Source organism: Rickettsiella endosymbiont of Rhagonycha lignosa (genome assembly GCF_964031165.1).
Lineage (GTDB): Bacteria > Pseudomonadota > Gammaproteobacteria > Diplorickettsiales > Diplorickettsiaceae > Aquirickettsiella.
Map to the genome: position 1 here is coordinate 1,058,885 of NZ_OZ035011.1, position 17,866 is coordinate 1,076,750.

The window sequence follows — 17,866 nt, forward strand, 5'->3', positions numbered from 1 at the left end:
AGCATGTCTGTACCGCTGCCCCAACAATATACTTGCCCCATGCATCCTGAAATTATTCGCGATCAACTGGGCAGCTGTCCGATTTGTGGTATGTCTTTAGAACCTCGAATCATCTCAGCCAAAATGACTCGGCATATTTGCCATCATGAACTGGATGACTTGTTAAAACGCTTTTGGCTGAGTGTTATATTAACACTGCCGATTTTATTTTTGACCATGGGACTACATATCCCTGGAATTAAGTCGATTATAGCCTCCATTCCAGACGTATTTTCTTCTTGGTCACAATTCATTTTAGCCAGTATCGTCATTCTCTGGTGTGGCTACCCTCTTCTAAAAAAAGCTTGTTTTTCTATTAGGTATCGGCATTTGAATATGTTTACGCTGATTGGTTTAGGAATCAGCGTAGCGTATGTGTACAGTATTATTGGTTTGTTATTTCCAAATCTATTTCCAGCGGCATTTCAATCGGCGACGGGTCAAGCTAATCTTTATTTTGAAACAGCTAGTGTGATAACCGCTTTAGTATTGATGGGACAAGTTTTAGAGTTAAAAGGCAGAGAACAAACCGGCGGTGCTTTACGTGCATTACTTGATTTATCACCAAAAACGGCACGAAAAATAAAAAATCAAACTGAAGAGAAAATTCCTTTAGATGAAATTCAAATAAATGACGAATTAAGAGTACGACCAGGAGAAAAAATTCCTACCGACGGTGAAGTTATTCTAGGCCATAGTTCAGTTAATGAATCAATGATTACGGGTGAAGCCATTCCGATTGAAAAACAAATCGGATCAAAAATAATCGGCGGTACTTTAAATATTTCTGGAAGTTTTGTCATGCGAGCACTGCACATTGGCAAGGAAACTATGTTAGCCCAAATTGTCCAATTAGTTTCTGAAGCGCAACGTTCAAAAGCACCTATTCAACGACTAGCCGATCAAACGGCAAGTTATTTTGTCCCTTGTGTATTGGTTATTGCGCTCATCACTTTTGTTATTTGGTCTATTTGGGGTCCCAATCCCGCCATGACTTATGGTTTAATCTCTGCCATTTCAGTGTTAATTATTGCTTGTCCTTGCGCCTTAGGTTTAGCAACCCCGATGTCGATTACCGTCGGTATGGGCATCGGTGCAAAAGCAGGAATTTTAATAAAAAACGCTGAAAATTTAGAACGCTTTGAAAAAGTGAACGCAATCGTTGTTGATAAAACGGGTACGCTTACCTTAGGGAAACCCATGGTCAACCACATTATTGCTGCATCAGGCTTTAGCGAAATAGATATTTTATTAATAGCAGCCAGTTTAGAAAGACATAGTGAACATCCTCTTGCTGACGCCATAATTAATGCCGCTGAAAAAGAACAGCTGCATTTAGAAGAAATTGAAAATTTTACTGCAGAAATCGGTAAAGGAATCACCGCTGTTTGGCAAGGTAAATCGATTGCTTTAGGTAATTTAAAGTTATGTCATGATCTGAAAGTATCCACTGTTTCTTTAGAAGAAAAAGCTAAAAAACTGTGTCAATCAGGCGAAACAGTCATGTATTTACTAATTGAAAAGCAATTGGCTGGATTAATCAGTGTCAGCGACCCAATTAAAGAGTCAACCCTACCCGCACTAAAAAATTTAAAAAAACAAGGTTTAGTGATTGTGATGGTAACAGGTGACAATCGAATAACTGCTAATGCAATTGCAAAAAAATTAGCTATCAATCAAGTAGAAGCTGAAGTACTCCCTTCGCAAAAAAGCATCATTGTGCAACGTTTACAAAAACAAGGTTATATCGTAGCGATGGCTGGAGACGGAATTAATGACGCTCCTGCTTTAGCACAAGCCGACATCGGTATCGCCATGGGAACAGGAACCGATGTCGCTATCCAAAATGCGGGTGTTACTTTAATTAAAGGCGATTTGATGGGAATAGTCCGCGCGCAACAACTCAGTAAACAAGTCATGAGAAATATTCGCGAAAATTTATTTCTAGCTTTTATTTATAATATTTTCTGTATCCCTATCGCCGCAGGTGTTTTATATGTCTGGAGTGGGCGCTTACTTGATCCCATGCTTGCAGCCTTGGCAATGAGCTTAAGTTCAGTTTCAGTCATTGGGAATTCTTTACGATTACGCACCTTAAAAATAATTCAATAAAAATTAGATTTACATTAAAAAACTTGACATAATACCCACCCATTTAAATATGAACTTGAAAGTTTCGCTAAATAAAGTACCAATAGCATATAACGAGAGGGTGTGTTCACGTTCAATTTTTAACAAGGAAGAAATATGGTTTTACCTCTTACAAAAAAACAAAACGATTTTTCAGAAACTTCTCAACTCTATCAATATTTTATTTCTCCGAAACACACATTCCGAAATAAGTTTCAAGATGGATTAAATCAATTAAATTTAAATCCATTGGAAATTGGCCTTGCACTCGCTAACATTCGTGATAAAGCTATTCTTAATCTAGAAAATTTCTCTCTTATCCTGATGCATCGCTCACCTATTGAAATAGCCTCAGGCTTAATTCAACTGCATAATTCGAATCTTTTAAATATTGAAAATAAAAAAGCTTTAGCAAGGCATATCAGTCCAACAGGAATTGCCTTAGTATTACGTTTACTTCAAAGTGTGAAATTATTATCCGCAGAGAATAGAAGTGCTATTCAATTAAAAAATGATCTGCATTCAATAGCCAGCGTGCTCTTTAAACTTTTTGATGCCGAACTTTTTACACAGGAAAATTTTGATAGAGTTTTAACTCATTCCAATCTAAAACCTATAATTAATAGGCTAAGCGAATTTAATCGACAAAATAGTTTGACGCAAAAAATGTTTGAGCAACTAATGCGTTCACAACAACAAAAAATTTCATTCTCCAATGATCTAAACGAATTAAGAACAATAACGATTTTACCCAAACAAATTTCGAATGTATCGTTTTATCCTTGCCGCGCAAACTTCTTTTCGGTTCTTAAACACCAACATAACACCGAATCACCTAGTAAAACGGTAGAATATAATAGACAAATTTGTAAACATTAAACTTGTTTTTTATTATTGCTTTCTCGGTTTCATGAAGGCAGGAGTTTCGCATCTATAAAAAAACCTTCACACTAGGAGGGTAAAAAAAACCGCTAAGGAAAGAAGATGTCGGAGTTCAAATATATGAAAAAGGTTATAGAGCACTAAGGTTACCGTAATGATTGAGCTTGTTGAGAAATCTCTGCAGGAAGCGAGTTATTCTCAGTTTCAAGTTCACAGAAAGTTGCAAACAATTGACCCAATCTACCATTTTTTAAAGCAGGATAAAGTTTTTTCAAGCTTAATAAATGATCGATGGTGCCTGACTTTTCTAACGTTGTTTTTAACTCTCGCGCGGCCACTTCTTTTTCATCTGTAGAATAACCAAAATTACATCCAAAAAATTTCGTAAGATGAGTGATATGTTGCTCTTTTCTCCTTGCGAGATCAGCCAAGTATTTGTTTAATAGTAGGGTAGCAAGCAAAGGTTTCCAACCTGTATCTTTTTGTAAAAACATTTGTGTCAGCGTATCCTGTTTGAACAGAGGTTGAGCTATAAATTGCTGATCGATAAATTCTCGAATCGATTGTATCACCTCGGGATTGGTTTGCTCAGATGCTGCTAGCCTTTGTATCACTGAGTATGAGACAGAACTACAACTACCTTCCAAAAAGATTTGCAGTATTGTTCTGTTACCCAGTTGAGCGATCGATTCTAGTAAGAGCTTTATGGCCTTAGGTTGATAAAGTGCCGCTAGCGTCAGTGAATTGCCTACTACGTAACTTTTTTGCAAAAATATTTGCCGTCTTGTTTCTTCATCAAGTGAAGCTATCAACTCCAATAAGGGTTTCACAGCTTTGGGTTGATAATGTGCCGCTTTCATTAGTAAGTTTGAATCATCATCAAAATCATTTTCCAAAAGTAATTGTCGTTTTGCTTGTTCATCCAGTTGACTTATCAATTTTATCAGGGACTCCATCGCTTCTGGTTGGTTCTGTGCTACTGTGTGCAGTGTTTTCCTTCTGCCAATATTGGATTTCAAAAGTATTTTTAGTATTGATTTCTGATCAAATTGAGCGATCGATTTCAGTAGGATCTTTGTCGTCTCAGTTTGTTTAGTATTTTCTGCTGATATTAGTAAATTCCAAACTGAATACCAATCATTAGTATTCCTCCCCCCTCCAAAATTGCCATCTTGCTTGTTTATTAAATTGAGCAAATGATTCGAGCAAAGGTTTCACCGCTTCGGGTTGATAACATGCCGCTAGCATCAGTAAGTTCAAACCCTCAGTAGTTTTTTGCAAAAGGAGTTGCCGTCTTGCTTCTTCATCCAGTAGAGCGATTGACTCGAGTAAGGGTTTCACAGCTTCGGGTTGATAACGTGCCGCTAGCATCAGTGAATTGATGCCCCAAGAATCTTGTTTTGAATACATATTTTCCAGTATCTTATTATCAAACTGACTACGATATTGCTTCATCAATTCTATAAGATAGGTTACTGAGTTTGACTGATTACGAGCAGCCCACATCAGAAGATTTTGCTCGTCCGTATTTCTTTTTATTAATTCTAAGAGTCGTAAAGTAACAGAATCCTGGTTATCATTTGTTAAGCTCTTTAAATCTAAAGCAAATAGTAACTTAATTTTTTCGTTGATATCATTTTCATTATTAAAAGACTTTTTTTCCAATTCACTGATCAAAAATAGAATTAAATGCTGACTACTTAATTTCTGCCAAAAAATAGGGAAATTCATTTTAATGTATTCTAACTGCAAATAAGCTTTTCTATTAAAGAGCTGATGAGTGATATACCTCTCTTCAAAGCCGGAAAGATTATTATTTTCACAAAATAAATAGCTAAAATACGCACAATGCAACAAATTACCTATATTCTCCTCAGAAGGTGTTTGAGAAAAATAACCCTTTTGGATTAAAGTTTGCAAAAAACATTTTCTAATAAATTGCCAATTGAGATCGCGAATAACAATATTAAAATCATCATCTTCATCAATAATAAAAAATTTTTTCCAATCTTTTTTTTCAGTTTCAGCTAAATAACAATTAATCCTATCACCTATTTTTTCTGCTGTACCTGTAGAATATCCATCTTGTTGAGGACCTGTATAGCCCATTCTGAGCAATATTCCATCCAATTGACTTGTTAATAAAAAAACTAAATTAAATGGGGTATATTTTTCTTCAAATTTTTCTCGTAAAGTATGATCGATTTCTTCATCCGCTAAATGTCCAGGATATGGATCTTCCTCAGCATTCTTTTTAATGCCTAAACCATGCAGAATTGCTCTATCTATTACTCTGTTCCATGCATGTATGTTTTGAGTTAGCTCGTAGCCTATATTTTTCACTAATGCCACCCGTGCTTGATACAATAATTCAGATAAAGTTCTCGAACTGACCAAAGAATGCAGAATATCATTAACGCGGTTACGAAAACCCTCAGTACATAAATCAATATCTTCTGTTAGCTTCGAAATGATAACCATGTGCTCAGCCTTAGAAAGCCGGCTTCCTGGAGCATCAAGATTGCCTTTTAAGCAATGATAAATAAGCTGTAAATGCGCAATTAATGTTTGGTTCATTGCTGGATTATCTGTACTTATATGCTTCGTAAAACAATCAGGTGTTAGAGCACTATTGCTCTCACGGCATAATTTTTCTAACTGTGTAAGCCAATCGGCAGGTAATGTTAGTAAATTATTAAAATCGATACTCGGCGGGGGGGGGTAATTTGAAAAACTTTATCTTTGTTTAAAATGGGATCAAGCTCATAAGGTTGCATATATATCTTTTTTTTACTTTGAAAATTTTATAGTATATTTGAAACCTTAACTAAATATTAAAAATTGATTATTAAAAATAAAATATATCTTTACAGGAAAAAAATAGAAGTACGTATCGAACTGATATTGTAAGGCTATCCCGATAATTCGATAGGGACTTACTTCGGATAACGCTTAGCCCCCTGATTACCTTACACTGCTCGCTTGTAAAAATGCTCTATAAAGTTCTTTCGTACATTTAAACTCCGACATATTTTTCACTTAACTGTTTTATTTTTTACCTTCTTAGTGTAAAGCTTTTTTTATAAGCGCGAAATTCTTGGAGTATTGCAAATTGAATGACAACACCGTCAAAAATTCAAGTGCGAAGAGCTCATTAAAATTTTTTACTAACTTCTGAAAAAACATGTATATTTAATTTTTTTAATTCTGCCAAATAGCTTTCTAGTGAAATTAAATGCATACAAGGAATCGCTCCTGTTTCAGAGATTTCTTCTTGTAATATTCTTTTAGCTAAAAGAATAGCTGGAATGGTGGGGATATGAAGACCATCACCCTCTTTGGCTACCATAAACCATTTGATATCCTTATGATTTCCCTTATGATCAGTACCCGACATTAGCATGTGCATACCGCCTGCATCGGTACCCAATGAATCAAAGTAATGACTGAATTTTAATAAGGTTTCGGCATGGTTTTCTAATTTAATTGGAAGCTTAAATCGGATTAACCAAGATAAAAACCATAAACCAAGATGGGATACGCTGCTTTCTATTCCCGCAGAAAATCGAATCGATTTAATAGGAAAAAAACCTGGTAATAAATCTAAATCTGGGACTTCACAATTTGCCATCCAACGTTTTCCTAATAGAGGATATTCTTGTCGATATAAATCTTGCCATCCATACATTTTTTTGGATATACCACGAACATCTTGAAAACGTTTTCCTACATAACTTAGGATAGATTTGAAGGTAGCTAATCCTCTTTCGGTTTTTTGGCCAAGTGTAATTCCATATACTAAAGAATCGATTGTCTTAAACTCATCCTTATAATAGTTTAAAACAGCCGAGGATAAACAGGGCAAAGTGCTAGCACCTGTGATAGCAACACAATTTTTCTTAATCGCTTGCTCTTCTAAAATTGAAAAATCATTCACATATTCTCGGGCATCGGCGAGATCAATATAGTTTATACCCAAAAGTATGCAATTAATTGCTGTGGTAAAATCTGCAGTTTGAAAGGGACCAGAGGCATTGATGACCAATGGCGGCCTAAGACGTAATAACTCTTGGGATAATCTTTTTTTAAAATCGAAACAAAGTATATCAATACACGTATCAACGGCAACTTTGGAAAGTTGTTTTTTTAAAGCTACTAACGGTTCTTCATAGCGACCAGAAATAATAATGGCAATATTTTTTTCTACTAATCCCCTTGCAATTTTCCTACCAAAATTTCCAGTAGCTCCTAAGATTAAAACTTTATTATCTTCATCAGGTTTCATAAGTCATCCCTTTTAATGGTAAGCTCTAATAGTTTATTTTTTTATAAAAATTAATAATATTCTTCAGCAAATTTTTCTGAATTAGTATAAGGCGTAATTGCAAGTTTTTTTAATTCAGAAAAAAATGAAAAGTCTTGTCAACACAATAATGATTAAAAATCATATAAAAATCTTCATAATTATTCCGACTTTTATTAGCTTTCTGATCCTCATGGTTAAAATGAGGAAATTGTAACATTATTTTTTTATATTTTTGTTCACTAATCGATATTTAATAGCGCTTATAAATAACCTGCTATTACCTAAATTTTTATTCTCTAATTTAATAAAATTAATCGCCAGAAAAAAATTGACGAATACGCCTAAAATAAAAGTGACTTGGAAACAAATAGATTTGAACCAATGCTGCTGTAATAAACTCGCTGCGGAATCCAGCATGGAATGGGTAAACGTAACCAAAACTCTTGAAAACTCACTCGTTAATTCAAGCTTTTCTAAGTTGTTTTTGAAAAAAGCCTTTGAAGTAGCCATTATTATTTTAATAAATGTTAAAGAACATTAAATACAGGTTATTTTTTATAAATTAATTTAAAAAATTATAACATAATTATCATTTATGATAATACTTATGTAAAAAATTTTAATTAAGCTTGGTCAATAATTTTTTCCCCACACCTATTAATGTATGACGCATGAGAAAAAGCTGCCAACGCGAGCCGCCTAATTGACGCCATAATACCGCCGAACGCACTCCTGCTAATAAGGCAGCACGTATTTTACTGACTGTTTCGGCATGCGCTAAATATTTACCTTGTCCAACAACATGCAAACGAAAAGGTAATGCACCTAAGGTGGTGACATAAATATCGGCTAAACTATTAATAATAAGTTGCGGTGAAGATGCAAAATAGTTAGCTTGCGAAATAGCATGTTTTATCCGTCGACCTAAGTTTTTTTTGGTTTCAGGAGAACGGATGAGTTTACGTTCGAGATGCATTAAGCCAATTAAATAACGCGTTAATTCGCGATCTTGTTTAATTTTAGTATACGCGAGTAAATTAACTAACTCTTGTAAACCTAAACGTAAACCACTAATTGTACCGCCATAAACCTGTTCCACGGTGCTAACGTCAAGTGTGTAAATACTTTGAATACTCGTATCAAATGCAAGTTTTTCAGTTTTTCCAGTCCTAGCCAGATCACGAACTAAAGCGGCGGATTGGAAAACACCTGCTAGTGCTAAACTACGTTCAACATTTTTTTTTTCGTTGTTTTGCATAACACATTAAAATAAGTAAAATGAATAGGTACTCATAATCGTTTTTTTTAAATACCACTTTTCGTCATTGCAAGCACATAATGCGAACGATCCGACAAAGATGCACGGTCTACACTCTCGTTCAACCTAGCTATGACGGACTATTGAAATTTTGTTCTCCATAGAACTTTGAATATATTAGCGTAATTTCAAAGTTGCTAATCCAAATAATACCAATATAAAGGTAATAATCCAGAATCTCACAATAATTCTCGGTTCTGGCCAACCCTTTAACTCAAAATGATGGTGTATAGGCGCCATACGAAAAATTCTTTTCCCGGTTAATTTAAAAGAAGCCACTTGCAATATTACCGAAATTGTTTCTAAAGCAAACACGCCACCCATGATGAGTAATACAAATTCTTGTCTTACTACAACTGCAATGCAACCTAACGCTGCACCCAAGCCTAAAGCACCGACATCACCCATAAATACTTGCGCCGGATAGGTATTAAACCATAAAAAACCTAAACCCGCCCCGACTATAGCACCACAAATTACCACCATTTCGCCAGCACCGGGAACAAAAGGAATCGCTAAATACTTTGCGTAGGTAATATTTCCGGTAAGATAGGCAAAAATACCTAAACCACTTCCCACTAATACCGTCGGCATAATAGCTAAACCATCTAAGCCATCGGTTAAATTCACGGCATTACTACTGCCAACGATGACAAAATACACCCAGGGAATATAAAATATTCCTAAAGGAATCAAGAGATTTTTAAAAAAAGGCACCACTAATTGGGTTTCAACAGGTAAAGTTGCATTCATATATAACAATACACCAATGATTAAACCTAATATCGATTGCCATAAATACTTCCAACGTGGAATAAGTCCACGGCTATTTTTTAGCATCAATTTTAGGTAATCATCCGCAAATCCTATTAGGCCAAATCCTACTATGCCTAAGAGTACTATCCAAATCAGATGATTATTAAGATTAGCCCATAGTAAAGTTGTCATAACGATGGCAATTAAAATCAAAGCACCACCCATCGTCGGTGTACCGGCTTTACTTAAATGTGCTTGGGGTCCATCAGTACGTATTGCTTGACCAATTTGGCGATGACTTAGTGTACGTATCATCTTCGGTGCTAATAAAAGTGAGATAAGGAACGCAGTTAAAGACGCTAAAATCGCTCGTAAAGTTAAATATTGAAAGACATGAAAAGCACGATAGTAATTTGATAAAAATGCAGTTAACCATAACAACATGGGGTTAATTTTCTCCGGTTAAAAATTCAAGTGTGAAGAGTATAATAGCGCGTTATGATTCACGCAGCGTTGTCCAATAAAGCAGCGACTACTTTTCCCATTTGTGCACTGAGTGAACCTTTAATTAAAATAGTGACATTCTCTCGCAAATGCGGTTTCAGTGCTAAAATTAATTCCTGGTGATTAGGGTAATGCTTTGCGTTTGTACCAAATGCTTTGGCGGTTTCTTTACTTAAATCACCGCAAGTATAGACCTCATCGATTTTTAATTCTTTAGCTAATTTTCCAATTTGACGATGATACTCTATGGCATTGGGGCCCAACTCCCCCATATCACCCATAACAAAAATTCGCTGTCCAGAATAATGCGCCAATAATTTTAAAGCCGCAGCCACTGAACTTGGATTGGCATTATAACTATCATCAATCAAGTTCGCGCCTATTTTTGTTTTGCTTAGTAACACTCTTCCAGGCACTGGTTGCGTTTTTTCTAAACCGGATTTGATGTGGAATAATTCAACTCCCACTTGGCTCGCCGCGGCGGCGGCGGCTAAAGCATTCAACACCTGATGCTGTCCAGGTAAGCTTAAGCGAATCATCATTTCTTTTCCATTCGGGGCATGTAATAAAAATATTGCTTTTCCATCAGCATCCACTTGAATATTAGTCGCAGAAAAATCACATCCATCGGATAAACCAAAACTCACACAGCGAAAACTAGCAGAGGCTTTCTGTAAAGTATCAGTAAATTTATCATCGGCATTAATAATAGCGACACCATTTTTAGCTAAACCAGAAAAAATTTCTGCCTTAGCCTTTGCAACACCGCTCATGGATCCAAACCCTTGCAAATGTGCAGGCCCAATGTTGGTGATCAAGGCAACATTCGGTTGTGTGATCTGCGTCAAATACGCAATTTCTCCGCTATGATTCGCACCCATTTCAATCACGGCATAACGGTGTTGCGTGTTTAAATTTAACAATGTTAAAGGGACACCGATATCATTATTGAAATTTTTAAAATTAGTTAACACGGAGCCTGTTTCAGCCAAAATCGATGCGATCATTTCTTTGCTGCTTGTTTTACCACAACTACCCGTTAAGGCAATAATAGGGATAGAAAATTGACTACGATGTTGTTTAGCTAATTCCCCTAAGGCTTTTCTTGTGTCCTGGACGAGTACTAAGGGTAAATCGGTACCTATAACATGATCAACGATAGCGGCGGCGGCTCCGCGCTGCTTAGCAACTTCAATAAAAGCATGCCCATCAAACTTTTCACCGCGAATAGCAAAAAAAAGTTCATGTGGTTTTATGCTACGTGAATCCAAACTCAATCCGGTGTAATTCACATCCGGACCTAATAGCTTCCCTTGGATATTTGCAGCCAATATAGATAGTTTCACAGGTTACCAATAAATAGATGGGGTACTTTTAGACTATAGCATTCTATACTATACTCACAGGAATTAAGTACTAAAATAATAATATGCGCATTTTATTTTGCAACTTTCACACAGGCTATGCAGGAGGGCATAACACCTATATCTTAAGCTTAGTTGAGGGTTTAGCACAGAAAAATCATACTATTTCGGTAGCCTGTCCCGCCTCTTCTCAACTTTATTTAAGCTTAGACCCAACTGTCGCTCGTTTCGCCATTGATTATCACCGTATTTTAAAAAAATGGTGGAGAAATTTTAAGCAGCTCTATCTATTTAAACAATGGATAGCTCAAAATCATTTTGATATCATCCACCTGAATGGCTCTGCTTGTCATCGGGTCATTTTATTCGTTTACCCCTTCTTAAAACATAAACCTAAGTTGATATTCACCAAACATCATGCTTTATCTTTAAAATCAGGTGCTAAACTACGACTGCGTTACTTCGTTGATGCTATCATTGCCGTGAGTAAATATAACCAACAACAACTCCTTCAAGCAGGGATCTCGAAAACTATTAAACTTATTCCCCATGGAGTAGATACTGATTATTACCAGCCCTGTTCATCCGCAATAAAACAATTATTACGTCAACAATATGACATAAACCACGATGATTTGGTTTTTGTTTCCAATGCCGGGACAGCTCAGTGTAAAAATTGGGTTCACCTTATTGCAGCGATAGACGCATTATCACCCCAATTAAAGAAAAAAATTAAAGTTATTATTGCAGGCCACCACCCTCCTGAATTAGAAATAACTGAAAACGTAAAAAAGTTCGATCTAGCGACTCAAGTCATTTTTCCTGGGCTCGTTCCTGACGTCAGACCTATTATTAATTTAGGCGATATCGGTTTTGTACTGTCTAATGCCTCAGAAACCGTCTCCTTTGCCTGTCGAGAAATGCTAGCGATGGGTCTTCCTGTTATTGTTTCAAATTTTAGTGGTCTTCCTGAAAATGTAACCGCTGAACATGATGGCTGGATAGTCCCAGTTAATAATATTCCTAGTCTGACTGACCTGCTAATAACTATTTTAACGCGACTAACACCTAACGATCTCAAGCAAATGTCGCAGCATGCCAGAAACAAAGCAATAAAACAGTTCGACAAAAAATATTTTATCGATGCAACTGAACAAGCTTATGCAGATATTTTACGGATAAAGGAGTAAAAACGAGATCATGTCTTTAATAATCGTTGCACTTCGAGGACATCATCAAAGGGATATTTAATGCCTTTAATTAACTGATAGTCTTCGTGCCCTTTACCTGCAATTAATACAACATCTCTCGACTGCGCGGTTGTAATAGCATAGGCAATTGCACGTTGCCTATCCGGTTCACGATGTATGGGTTTTTTATTCGTGAACCCTTGTTGAATCTCCCGTAAAATTTGTAACGGATCTTCATGGCGCGGATTATCACTGGTTACTATGATACGATCGGCTTCCTGTTCGGCAATCTTAGCCATTAAGGGTCGTTTTCCTTTATCCCTATCGCCTCCACAACCAAATAAACAATATAACTTACCTGGACAATGTGGACGTAAAGCACGTAAAACTTGCTGCAATGCGTCGGGTGTATGCGCATAATCTACAACCACTAAGGGCTTCCCATTGGTATGAAACGCTTGCATACGTCCTTTAACATTCTTTAATTTCGATATAACCTGTGAAATTTCTGCTAAAGAAAAATGCAAACTCTTTAAAAGCGTCAATACCAATAACAAATTACTTAAATTAAACTGCCCCATTAAAAATGCGTTTTCGATAAACACTTCGCCCCAAGGCGTATCGATTTCTGCCTGTAAACCTTGCAGATTAAAATCAAATTTTTTTACCGTGACATGCGGAATATGCGACCATGCCGATTGAGGCTTATTTAAAGAATAAGCATATACAGGTAATTGTTCAGCAAGTTCAGTTAACCATTGTTGCGCATAAGGATCGTCAGCATTTAAGATCGCCTGCTGCACACCCGGTAAATCAAAAAAAGAACGTTTAGCCTGCGCATAGGCATTCATTGTTCCATGATAATCCAGATGATCTCGGGTTAAATTAGTAAATGCGGCCACAGAAAATTCTGTGCCGTTTAAACGCTGTTGCGCTAAGCGATGTGAAGATACTTCCATGACCACAGCCTGTGCTTGTGCATCACGAAAATTTGCCAGTAATTGTTGCAACTCGATAGCATCGGGTGTAGTTAACTGACCCCCCTTTAAATCCCCATAGAAACCATTACCTAAGGTCCCAATAACACCACATGGCTTTTGTAAGTGCTGCAAACTATCAGCTAAAAAATGTGTACAAGAAGTTTTACCATTCGTACCCGTAATACCGATTACAGGCATATAACGACTCGGATAATCATAAAATCGGGCTGCGATAGGCCCTAATTGTGTGGTTAAATGAGGAAGCGCTATTATAGGGATAGGCGCTACATTTACATCAATAGAAACATTCCCTTCTGGTTCGAATAAAATGGCTGCCGCACCTTTAGCGATTGCCTCCGAAATAAAATGACGGCCGTCATTATCCATTCCGGGATAAGCAAAGAATAAATCTCCTGGTTGAAGTTGACGGCTATCTTGGCAAAGTCCTTTAATGACGGGATCCGCCTTCACCGCAACGTCAATACCCATTAATAACTGACTTAAATGCATAAAAAATACTCGCCCAACTTAGGATCGATTAAGTCTTGCTTCACTACTAAAAAACCTCTATTATAAATAATAATGATTCTCATTTAAAATATTTATGCTAACTGAGTCTATACCCCTCACCCAACTAAGCCCGGGACAATCTGCTACTGTAGTAGGTTTTAGTTCTGATATCGCTTCACCCTGTCGCAAATTATTACAACATTTAGGCATTACGCGACAAGTTGCCATTACTTTAATTCGACGTGCGCCGCTTGGCGACCCCTTACAATTACAAATATTAGGTAGCCAATTTAGTTTACGTGCCAGTGAAGCCTGTCATATTTATGTAGAATATTCAAACTAAAAACAAAACTCATGCAAAAAAATAAAATCATTGCCATAGCCGGCAATCCTAATTGCGGTAAAACGGTTATTTTTAATGCCCTCACCGGTAGTCGACAAAAAGTCGGTAATTGGGCCGGCGTCACGGTTGAGCAAAAAAGTGGGTATTTTAATGTCGGGACAGAAACCTATGAAATCGTGGATCTTCCAGGCACGTATTCCTTAAGTGTCGTTGCTAATAATTGTGCCATGGATGAATGCATTGCTTGCACTTATCTCGTCAACAATCGTCCCGATGTTGTCATTAATGTAGTTGATGCAAGCAATCTCGAACGACAACTGTATTTGACTGCCCAACTGTTAGAAATGCAGATACCGGTTATCATAGCACTTAATATGATGGATATTGCTAAGCGACGCGGCATACATATCAATATCCAACAATTGAGTCGATCATTAAAGTGTCCAATTATCCCTTTAACTGCAATTCGTGGTATAGGTATTAAAGAATTACGTCATACTTTATCAGCAAATCTCTCAACACATACAGCTCTCCCTTATTCTTTTGAGCCTTTATTGCAGAACACTTTGCAAACACTTACCGAAAAATTATCAACAAAAAAAGTTCCTCTTCCTTGGTTGGCTTGCCGTTTATTGGAAGATGATGCCATCGCTCGCAATTACGCCACACCAGAAGAACTTTCGTTTGCACAATCATTGATACAAATACTTAAAACACAATTGGGTGAAGAAATTGATTTGCTGATAGCCGATGCACGTTATGCTTGGATACAATCGCTATTAAAACAAAGTTTAATCACCAACACACCCGGCATAACGTTTACCTCGCGCATTGATCGTATTATTTTAAATCGTTGGCTAGGTATTCCAATTTTTCTTTTAGTGATGTACACACTTTTTTTATTTGCCATTAATGTCGGTGGCGCTTTTCAAGATTTTTTTGATATGGGTAGCACGGCATTGTTTATACATGGTAGTATCAATGTACTTACACAATTGCATTTACCGGTTTGGCTGATTGCATTAATTGCTAATGGCTTAGGTAAAGGGATTAATACCACAATAAGCTTTATACCGGTCATCGGCGCCATGTTTTTATTTTTATCCTTATTAGAAGATTCAGGTTATATGGCACGCGCCGCGTTTGTGGTCGATAAATTAATGGGGGCTATCGGTTTACCTGGAAAGGCTTTTGTTCCACTCATTGTGGGTTTTGGTTGTAATGTCCCTACAGTAATGGCTACGCGCACCTTAGCTTCACCACGCGATCGTATTTTGACAGTGATGATGGCACCCTTTATGTCATGCGGTGCACGCCTCACAGTCTATACTTTATTTGTTGCCGCTTTTTTTCCACAGGGTGGTGCACTCATCATTTTCGCGTTATATATCATAGGGATACTAACCGCAATTTTCACCGGTTTATTACTACGCTCTACCGCATTAAAAGCAGAAACAACGCCGATGATCTTAGAGTTACCGACCTATCATTGGCCACATTGGCGTTCTATCTTGCAAAGCACTTGGCAACGCTTGAAATTATTTTTATTTAAAGCAGGTCGCTTTATTATTCCAATTTGTGTGCTGATAGGATGTTTCAATACGATCAGCATCCATGGCAAACTTATCAGCGGTGAAGCCAATCAACATTCTTTATTATCCAGTATTGGAAAAACCATCACGCCAATCTTTGCCCCTATAGGGATACAAAGTAATAATTGGCCTGCCACTGTGGGTTTAGCGACCGGTTTACTCGCTAAGGAAGTGGTTGTCGGAACATTAAATACTTTATATTCACAAGTTGGCCAACTGGCAGAGCAAAGCGAACAATCAACAATAAGCGATGAATTAAAAGCCGCTGTGTTATCTATCCCTAAAAATCTAGGTGAGCTGGGCAAAACTCTAACCAATCCCATGGCGCTAAAGGCAGAAGCACCTGACGTGACGAAAGGTGTTTATGGTGTAATGTCCAATTATTTCGATGGTAAGCTTGGCGCTTTTTCTTATCTATTGTTTATTTTATTGTATTTTCCTTGTATTTCGACCATGGCGGTGATGCAACGCGAGATTGGTAGAGCTTGGGCTTATTTTTCTATGGCATGGAGTACGGGAATTGCTTATGCCGTCTCTGCTTTATTTTATCAAACTGTCACGTTTAAGCAGCATCCCTTAACAACTATTTTATGCTACCTCATCGTTGCTATTGCACTTTGTGTTACGCGTAGTTTCTTGCGTTTTAAAACCAGCAAACTCACCGAATTACCACTTCCACTCTCATCTAGTAGAGGAAACTGTCATGATTAGCTTACTCACTTTAAAAAAATTTATTGCTGAAAAAAAATTAGTTAATCTTTCACTTATTCTACAAACCTTTGGAACTAAACAAGAAGAAACCTTAGCTGTCTTAGAACTATTAATACATAAAGGTTGTGTAAAAAAATATTTTAAAACACTGAATTGCGCAACACCTTGCCTTAAGTGTTCATCCGAGTCCTTTGCTTTATATCAGTGGGTAGAACATCCTGTTTAACACCGAGTACTTCTTAATTCACGCGCTCGGGACTATCTCTCGTAGTATCGCTTTTATTCCGACTAAGGGATTATCCATCCTCTGTAAGGTTTCACTTAATTTTTGTCGCCAACGTCTGCCGCCTGCTACACCATGAAATAACCCGAATAGAGGTTGGATTAAATGCGTCAAATTTTCGCCCGATATAAAAGCCTGCTCTAGATAAGGTAAATACAGTAAAACAATAGATAGTCGACTAGGGATAATCAACGTATCTTGTGGACTAATTAGGTGATCAAGTTCTGCAAACAAATAGGGATTATACCAAGCAGCACGACCTATCATGACACTATCGACCTGTTGTAAATGTTCCTGCGCTGTGCTTATACAAGATATGCCGCCATTTAAAGCAATATTTAAATGAGGGAAGTCACGCTTAATCTGATAGACCCAATTATAATTTAAAGGCGGAATTTCACGGTTTTCTTTGGGACTTAATCCCGATAGCCAAGCTTTACGTGCATGAATAATAAAAGTTTGGCAGCCCGCCAAATTGACTTGTTGGATAAATTGGGCTAAATAATCATAACTTTCGCAGTCATCGACACCAATTCGGGTTTTAACCGTAATAGGTAATTTAACTGCTGCGCACATTTCAGCAATGCAATCCGCAACGCGTCTGGGATCTTTAAGTAATACCGCACCAAAGCAACCTGATTGCACTCTATCACTAGGACAACCGACATTCAGATTAATCTCGGAATAACCATAAGGTTCGACTATTTTGGCCGCCCGCGCTAGATCCGAACCAATACCGCCGCCTAATTGTATTGCCAACGTTTTTTCACTGGTATCAAAACTTAATAAACGTTCTCGTTGCGGACTATTTAAAATAGCGTCTGTGCTGAGCATTTCCGTATATAACTGCGCTTTTTTGCAAATTAGTCGGAAAAAATAACGGTAATGACGGGTAGTCCAACCCATCATAGGTGCTATCATATAGGAACTAATCAACTGTTTCTGCGGTTTTAGCATG

14 protein-coding genes are annotated in these 17,866 nt (G+C 37.1%); 6 read left to right on the forward strand and 8 right to left on the reverse strand.

Annotated features, from left to right (window positions below; all coding sequences use genetic code 11):
* Window positions 1-3: 3 nt before the first annotated feature.
* Window positions 4-2,151 carry a copper-translocating P-type ATPase gene (locus AAHI99_RS04780; RefSeq protein WP_342227160.1) on the forward strand — a complete coding sequence of 716 codons (2,148 nt, stop codon included), beginning with the start codon at window positions 4-6 and terminating at the stop codon, window positions 2,149-2,151.
* A 135-nt stretch (window positions 2,152-2,286) separates the two neighbouring features.
* Window positions 2,287-3,048 (forward strand): hypothetical protein, encoded by a 762-nt coding sequence (locus AAHI99_RS04785; RefSeq protein WP_342227161.1) that lies wholly within the window; start codon window positions 2,287-2,289, stop codon window positions 3,046-3,048.
* 149 nt (window positions 3,049-3,197) lie between these two features.
* On the opposite strand, the gene AAHI99_RS04790 is transcribed toward AAHI99_RS04785, so the two are convergent.
* From AAHI99_RS04790 to AAHI99_RS04815, 6 genes are all read right to left on the reverse strand, one after another.
* A complete protein-coding gene (locus AAHI99_RS04790; protein ID WP_342227162.1) occupies window positions 3,198-3,989 on the reverse strand; it encodes a hypothetical protein in 792 nt (263 codons plus the stop codon).
* Between the two features lie 202 nt (window positions 3,990-4,191).
* A complete protein-coding gene (locus tag AAHI99_RS04795; protein ID WP_342227163.1) occupies window positions 4,192-5,628 on the reverse strand; it encodes a hypothetical protein in 1,437 nt (478 codons plus the stop codon).
* Between the two features lie 577 nt (window positions 5,629-6,205).
* Window positions 6,206-7,336, reverse strand: a complete 1,131-nt coding sequence (locus tag AAHI99_RS04800; RefSeq protein WP_342227164.1) for a saccharopine dehydrogenase NADP-binding domain-containing protein — start codon at window positions 7,334-7,336, stop codon at window positions 6,206-6,208.
* 640 nt (window positions 7,337-7,976) lie between these two features.
* Window positions 7,977-8,615, reverse strand: a complete 639-nt coding sequence (gene hflD / locus AAHI99_RS04805) for a high frequency lysogenization protein HflD (protein ID WP_342227165.1) — start codon at window positions 8,613-8,615, stop codon at window positions 7,977-7,979.
* A 177-nt stretch (window positions 8,616-8,792) separates the two neighbouring features.
* The gene (gene mraY, locus AAHI99_RS04810) at window positions 8,793-9,875 is read right to left on the reverse strand and encodes a phospho-N-acetylmuramoyl-pentapeptide-transferase (protein ID WP_342227166.1); all 1,083 of its coding nucleotides are present in this window, start codon (window positions 9,873-9,875) and stop codon (window positions 8,793-8,795) included.
* Window positions 9,876-9,934: 59 nt separating this feature from the next.
* A complete protein-coding gene (locus tag AAHI99_RS04815) occupies window positions 9,935-11,281 on the reverse strand; it encodes a UDP-N-acetylmuramoyl-tripeptide--D-alanyl-D-alanine ligase (RefSeq protein ID WP_342227167.1) in 1,347 nt (448 codons plus the stop codon).
* 83 nt (window positions 11,282-11,364) lie between these two features.
* On the opposite strand from AAHI99_RS04815, the gene AAHI99_RS04820 reads away from it, so the two are divergent.
* Window positions 11,365-12,489, forward strand: coding sequence for a glycosyltransferase family 4 protein (locus AAHI99_RS04820; protein WP_342227168.1), 1,125 nt, complete (start codon window positions 11,365-11,367; stop codon window positions 12,487-12,489).
* 8 nt (window positions 12,490-12,497) lie between these two features.
* Here AAHI99_RS04820 and AAHI99_RS04825 read toward each other — a convergent pair whose 3' ends face one another.
* Window positions 12,498-13,979, reverse strand: a complete 1,482-nt coding sequence (locus tag AAHI99_RS04825; RefSeq protein ID WP_342227169.1) for a UDP-N-acetylmuramoyl-L-alanyl-D-glutamate--2,6-diaminopimelate ligase — start codon at window positions 13,977-13,979, stop codon at window positions 12,498-12,500.
* A 94-nt stretch (window positions 13,980-14,073) separates the two neighbouring features.
* Between AAHI99_RS04825 and AAHI99_RS04830 the strand changes: the two genes are divergently transcribed.
* From AAHI99_RS04830 to AAHI99_RS04840, 3 genes are read left to right on the forward strand one after another with little or no spacing between them, the layout of a single operon-like run.
* Window positions 14,074-14,322, forward strand: a complete 249-nt coding sequence (locus tag AAHI99_RS04830; RefSeq protein WP_342227170.1) for a FeoA family protein — start codon at window positions 14,074-14,076, stop codon at window positions 14,320-14,322.
* Window positions 14,323-14,333: 11 nt separating this feature from the next.
* A complete protein-coding gene (gene feoB / locus AAHI99_RS04835; protein WP_342227171.1) occupies window positions 14,334-16,625 on the forward strand; it encodes a Fe(2+) transporter permease subunit FeoB in 2,292 nt (763 codons plus the stop codon).
* Window positions 16,618-16,851 carry a FeoC-like transcriptional regulator gene (locus AAHI99_RS04840; protein WP_342227172.1) on the forward strand — a complete coding sequence of 78 codons (234 nt, stop codon included), beginning with the start codon at window positions 16,618-16,620 and terminating at the stop codon, window positions 16,849-16,851. The genes feoB and AAHI99_RS04840 overlap by 8 nt, the downstream gene beginning before the upstream one ends.
* A gap of 18 nt (window positions 16,852-16,869) precedes the next feature.
* Here AAHI99_RS04840 and dusA read toward each other — a convergent pair whose 3' ends face one another.
* Window positions 16,870-17,865, reverse strand: a complete 996-nt coding sequence (gene dusA / locus AAHI99_RS04845; RefSeq protein ID WP_342227173.1) for a tRNA dihydrouridine(20/20a) synthase DusA — start codon at window positions 17,863-17,865, stop codon at window positions 16,870-16,872.
* Between the last annotated feature and the right edge of the window lies 1 nt (window position 17,866).

What these genes read in the sequence shown, in the direction of transcription:
- feoB (WP_342227171.1), top strand. Translation starts at nt 14,334, where the DNA reads ATGCAAAAAAATAAAATCATTGCCATAGCCGGCAATCCTAATTGCGGT.
- dusA (WP_342227173.1), bottom strand. Translation starts at nt 17,865, where the DNA reads ATGCTAAAACCGCAGAAACAGTTGATTAGTTCCTATATGATAGCACCT.
- AAHI99_RS04780 (WP_342227160.1), top strand. Translation starts at nt 4, where the DNA reads ATGTCTGTACCGCTGCCCCAACAATATACTTGCCCCATGCATCCTGAA.
- AAHI99_RS04800 (WP_342227164.1), bottom strand. Translation starts at nt 7,336, where the DNA reads ATGAAACCTGATGAAGATAATAAAGTTTTAATCTTAGGAGCTACTGGA.
- mraY (WP_342227166.1), bottom strand. Translation starts at nt 9,875, where the DNA reads ATGTTGTTATGGTTAACTGCATTTTTATCAAATTACTATCGTGCTTTT.
- AAHI99_RS04820 (WP_342227168.1), top strand. Translation starts at nt 11,365, where the DNA reads ATGCGCATTTTATTTTGCAACTTTCACACAGGCTATGCAGGAGGGCAT.
- hflD (WP_342227165.1), bottom strand. Translation starts at nt 8,615, where the DNA reads ATGCAAAACAACGAAAAAAAAAATGTTGAACGTAGTTTAGCACTAGCA.
- AAHI99_RS04795 (WP_342227163.1), bottom strand. Translation starts at nt 5,628, where the DNA reads ATGAACCAAACATTAATTGCGCATTTACAGCTTATTTATCATTGCTTA.
- AAHI99_RS04830 (WP_342227170.1), top strand. Translation starts at nt 14,074, where the DNA reads ATGCTAACTGAGTCTATACCCCTCACCCAACTAAGCCCGGGACAATCT.
- AAHI99_RS04840 (WP_342227172.1), top strand. Translation starts at nt 16,618, where the DNA reads ATGATTAGCTTACTCACTTTAAAAAAATTTATTGCTGAAAAAAAATTA.
- AAHI99_RS04825 (WP_342227169.1), bottom strand. Translation starts at nt 13,979, where the DNA reads ATGCATTTAAGTCAGTTATTAATGGGTATTGACGTTGCGGTGAAGGCG.
- AAHI99_RS04785 (WP_342227161.1), top strand. Translation starts at nt 2,287, where the DNA reads ATGGTTTTACCTCTTACAAAAAAACAAAACGATTTTTCAGAAACTTCT.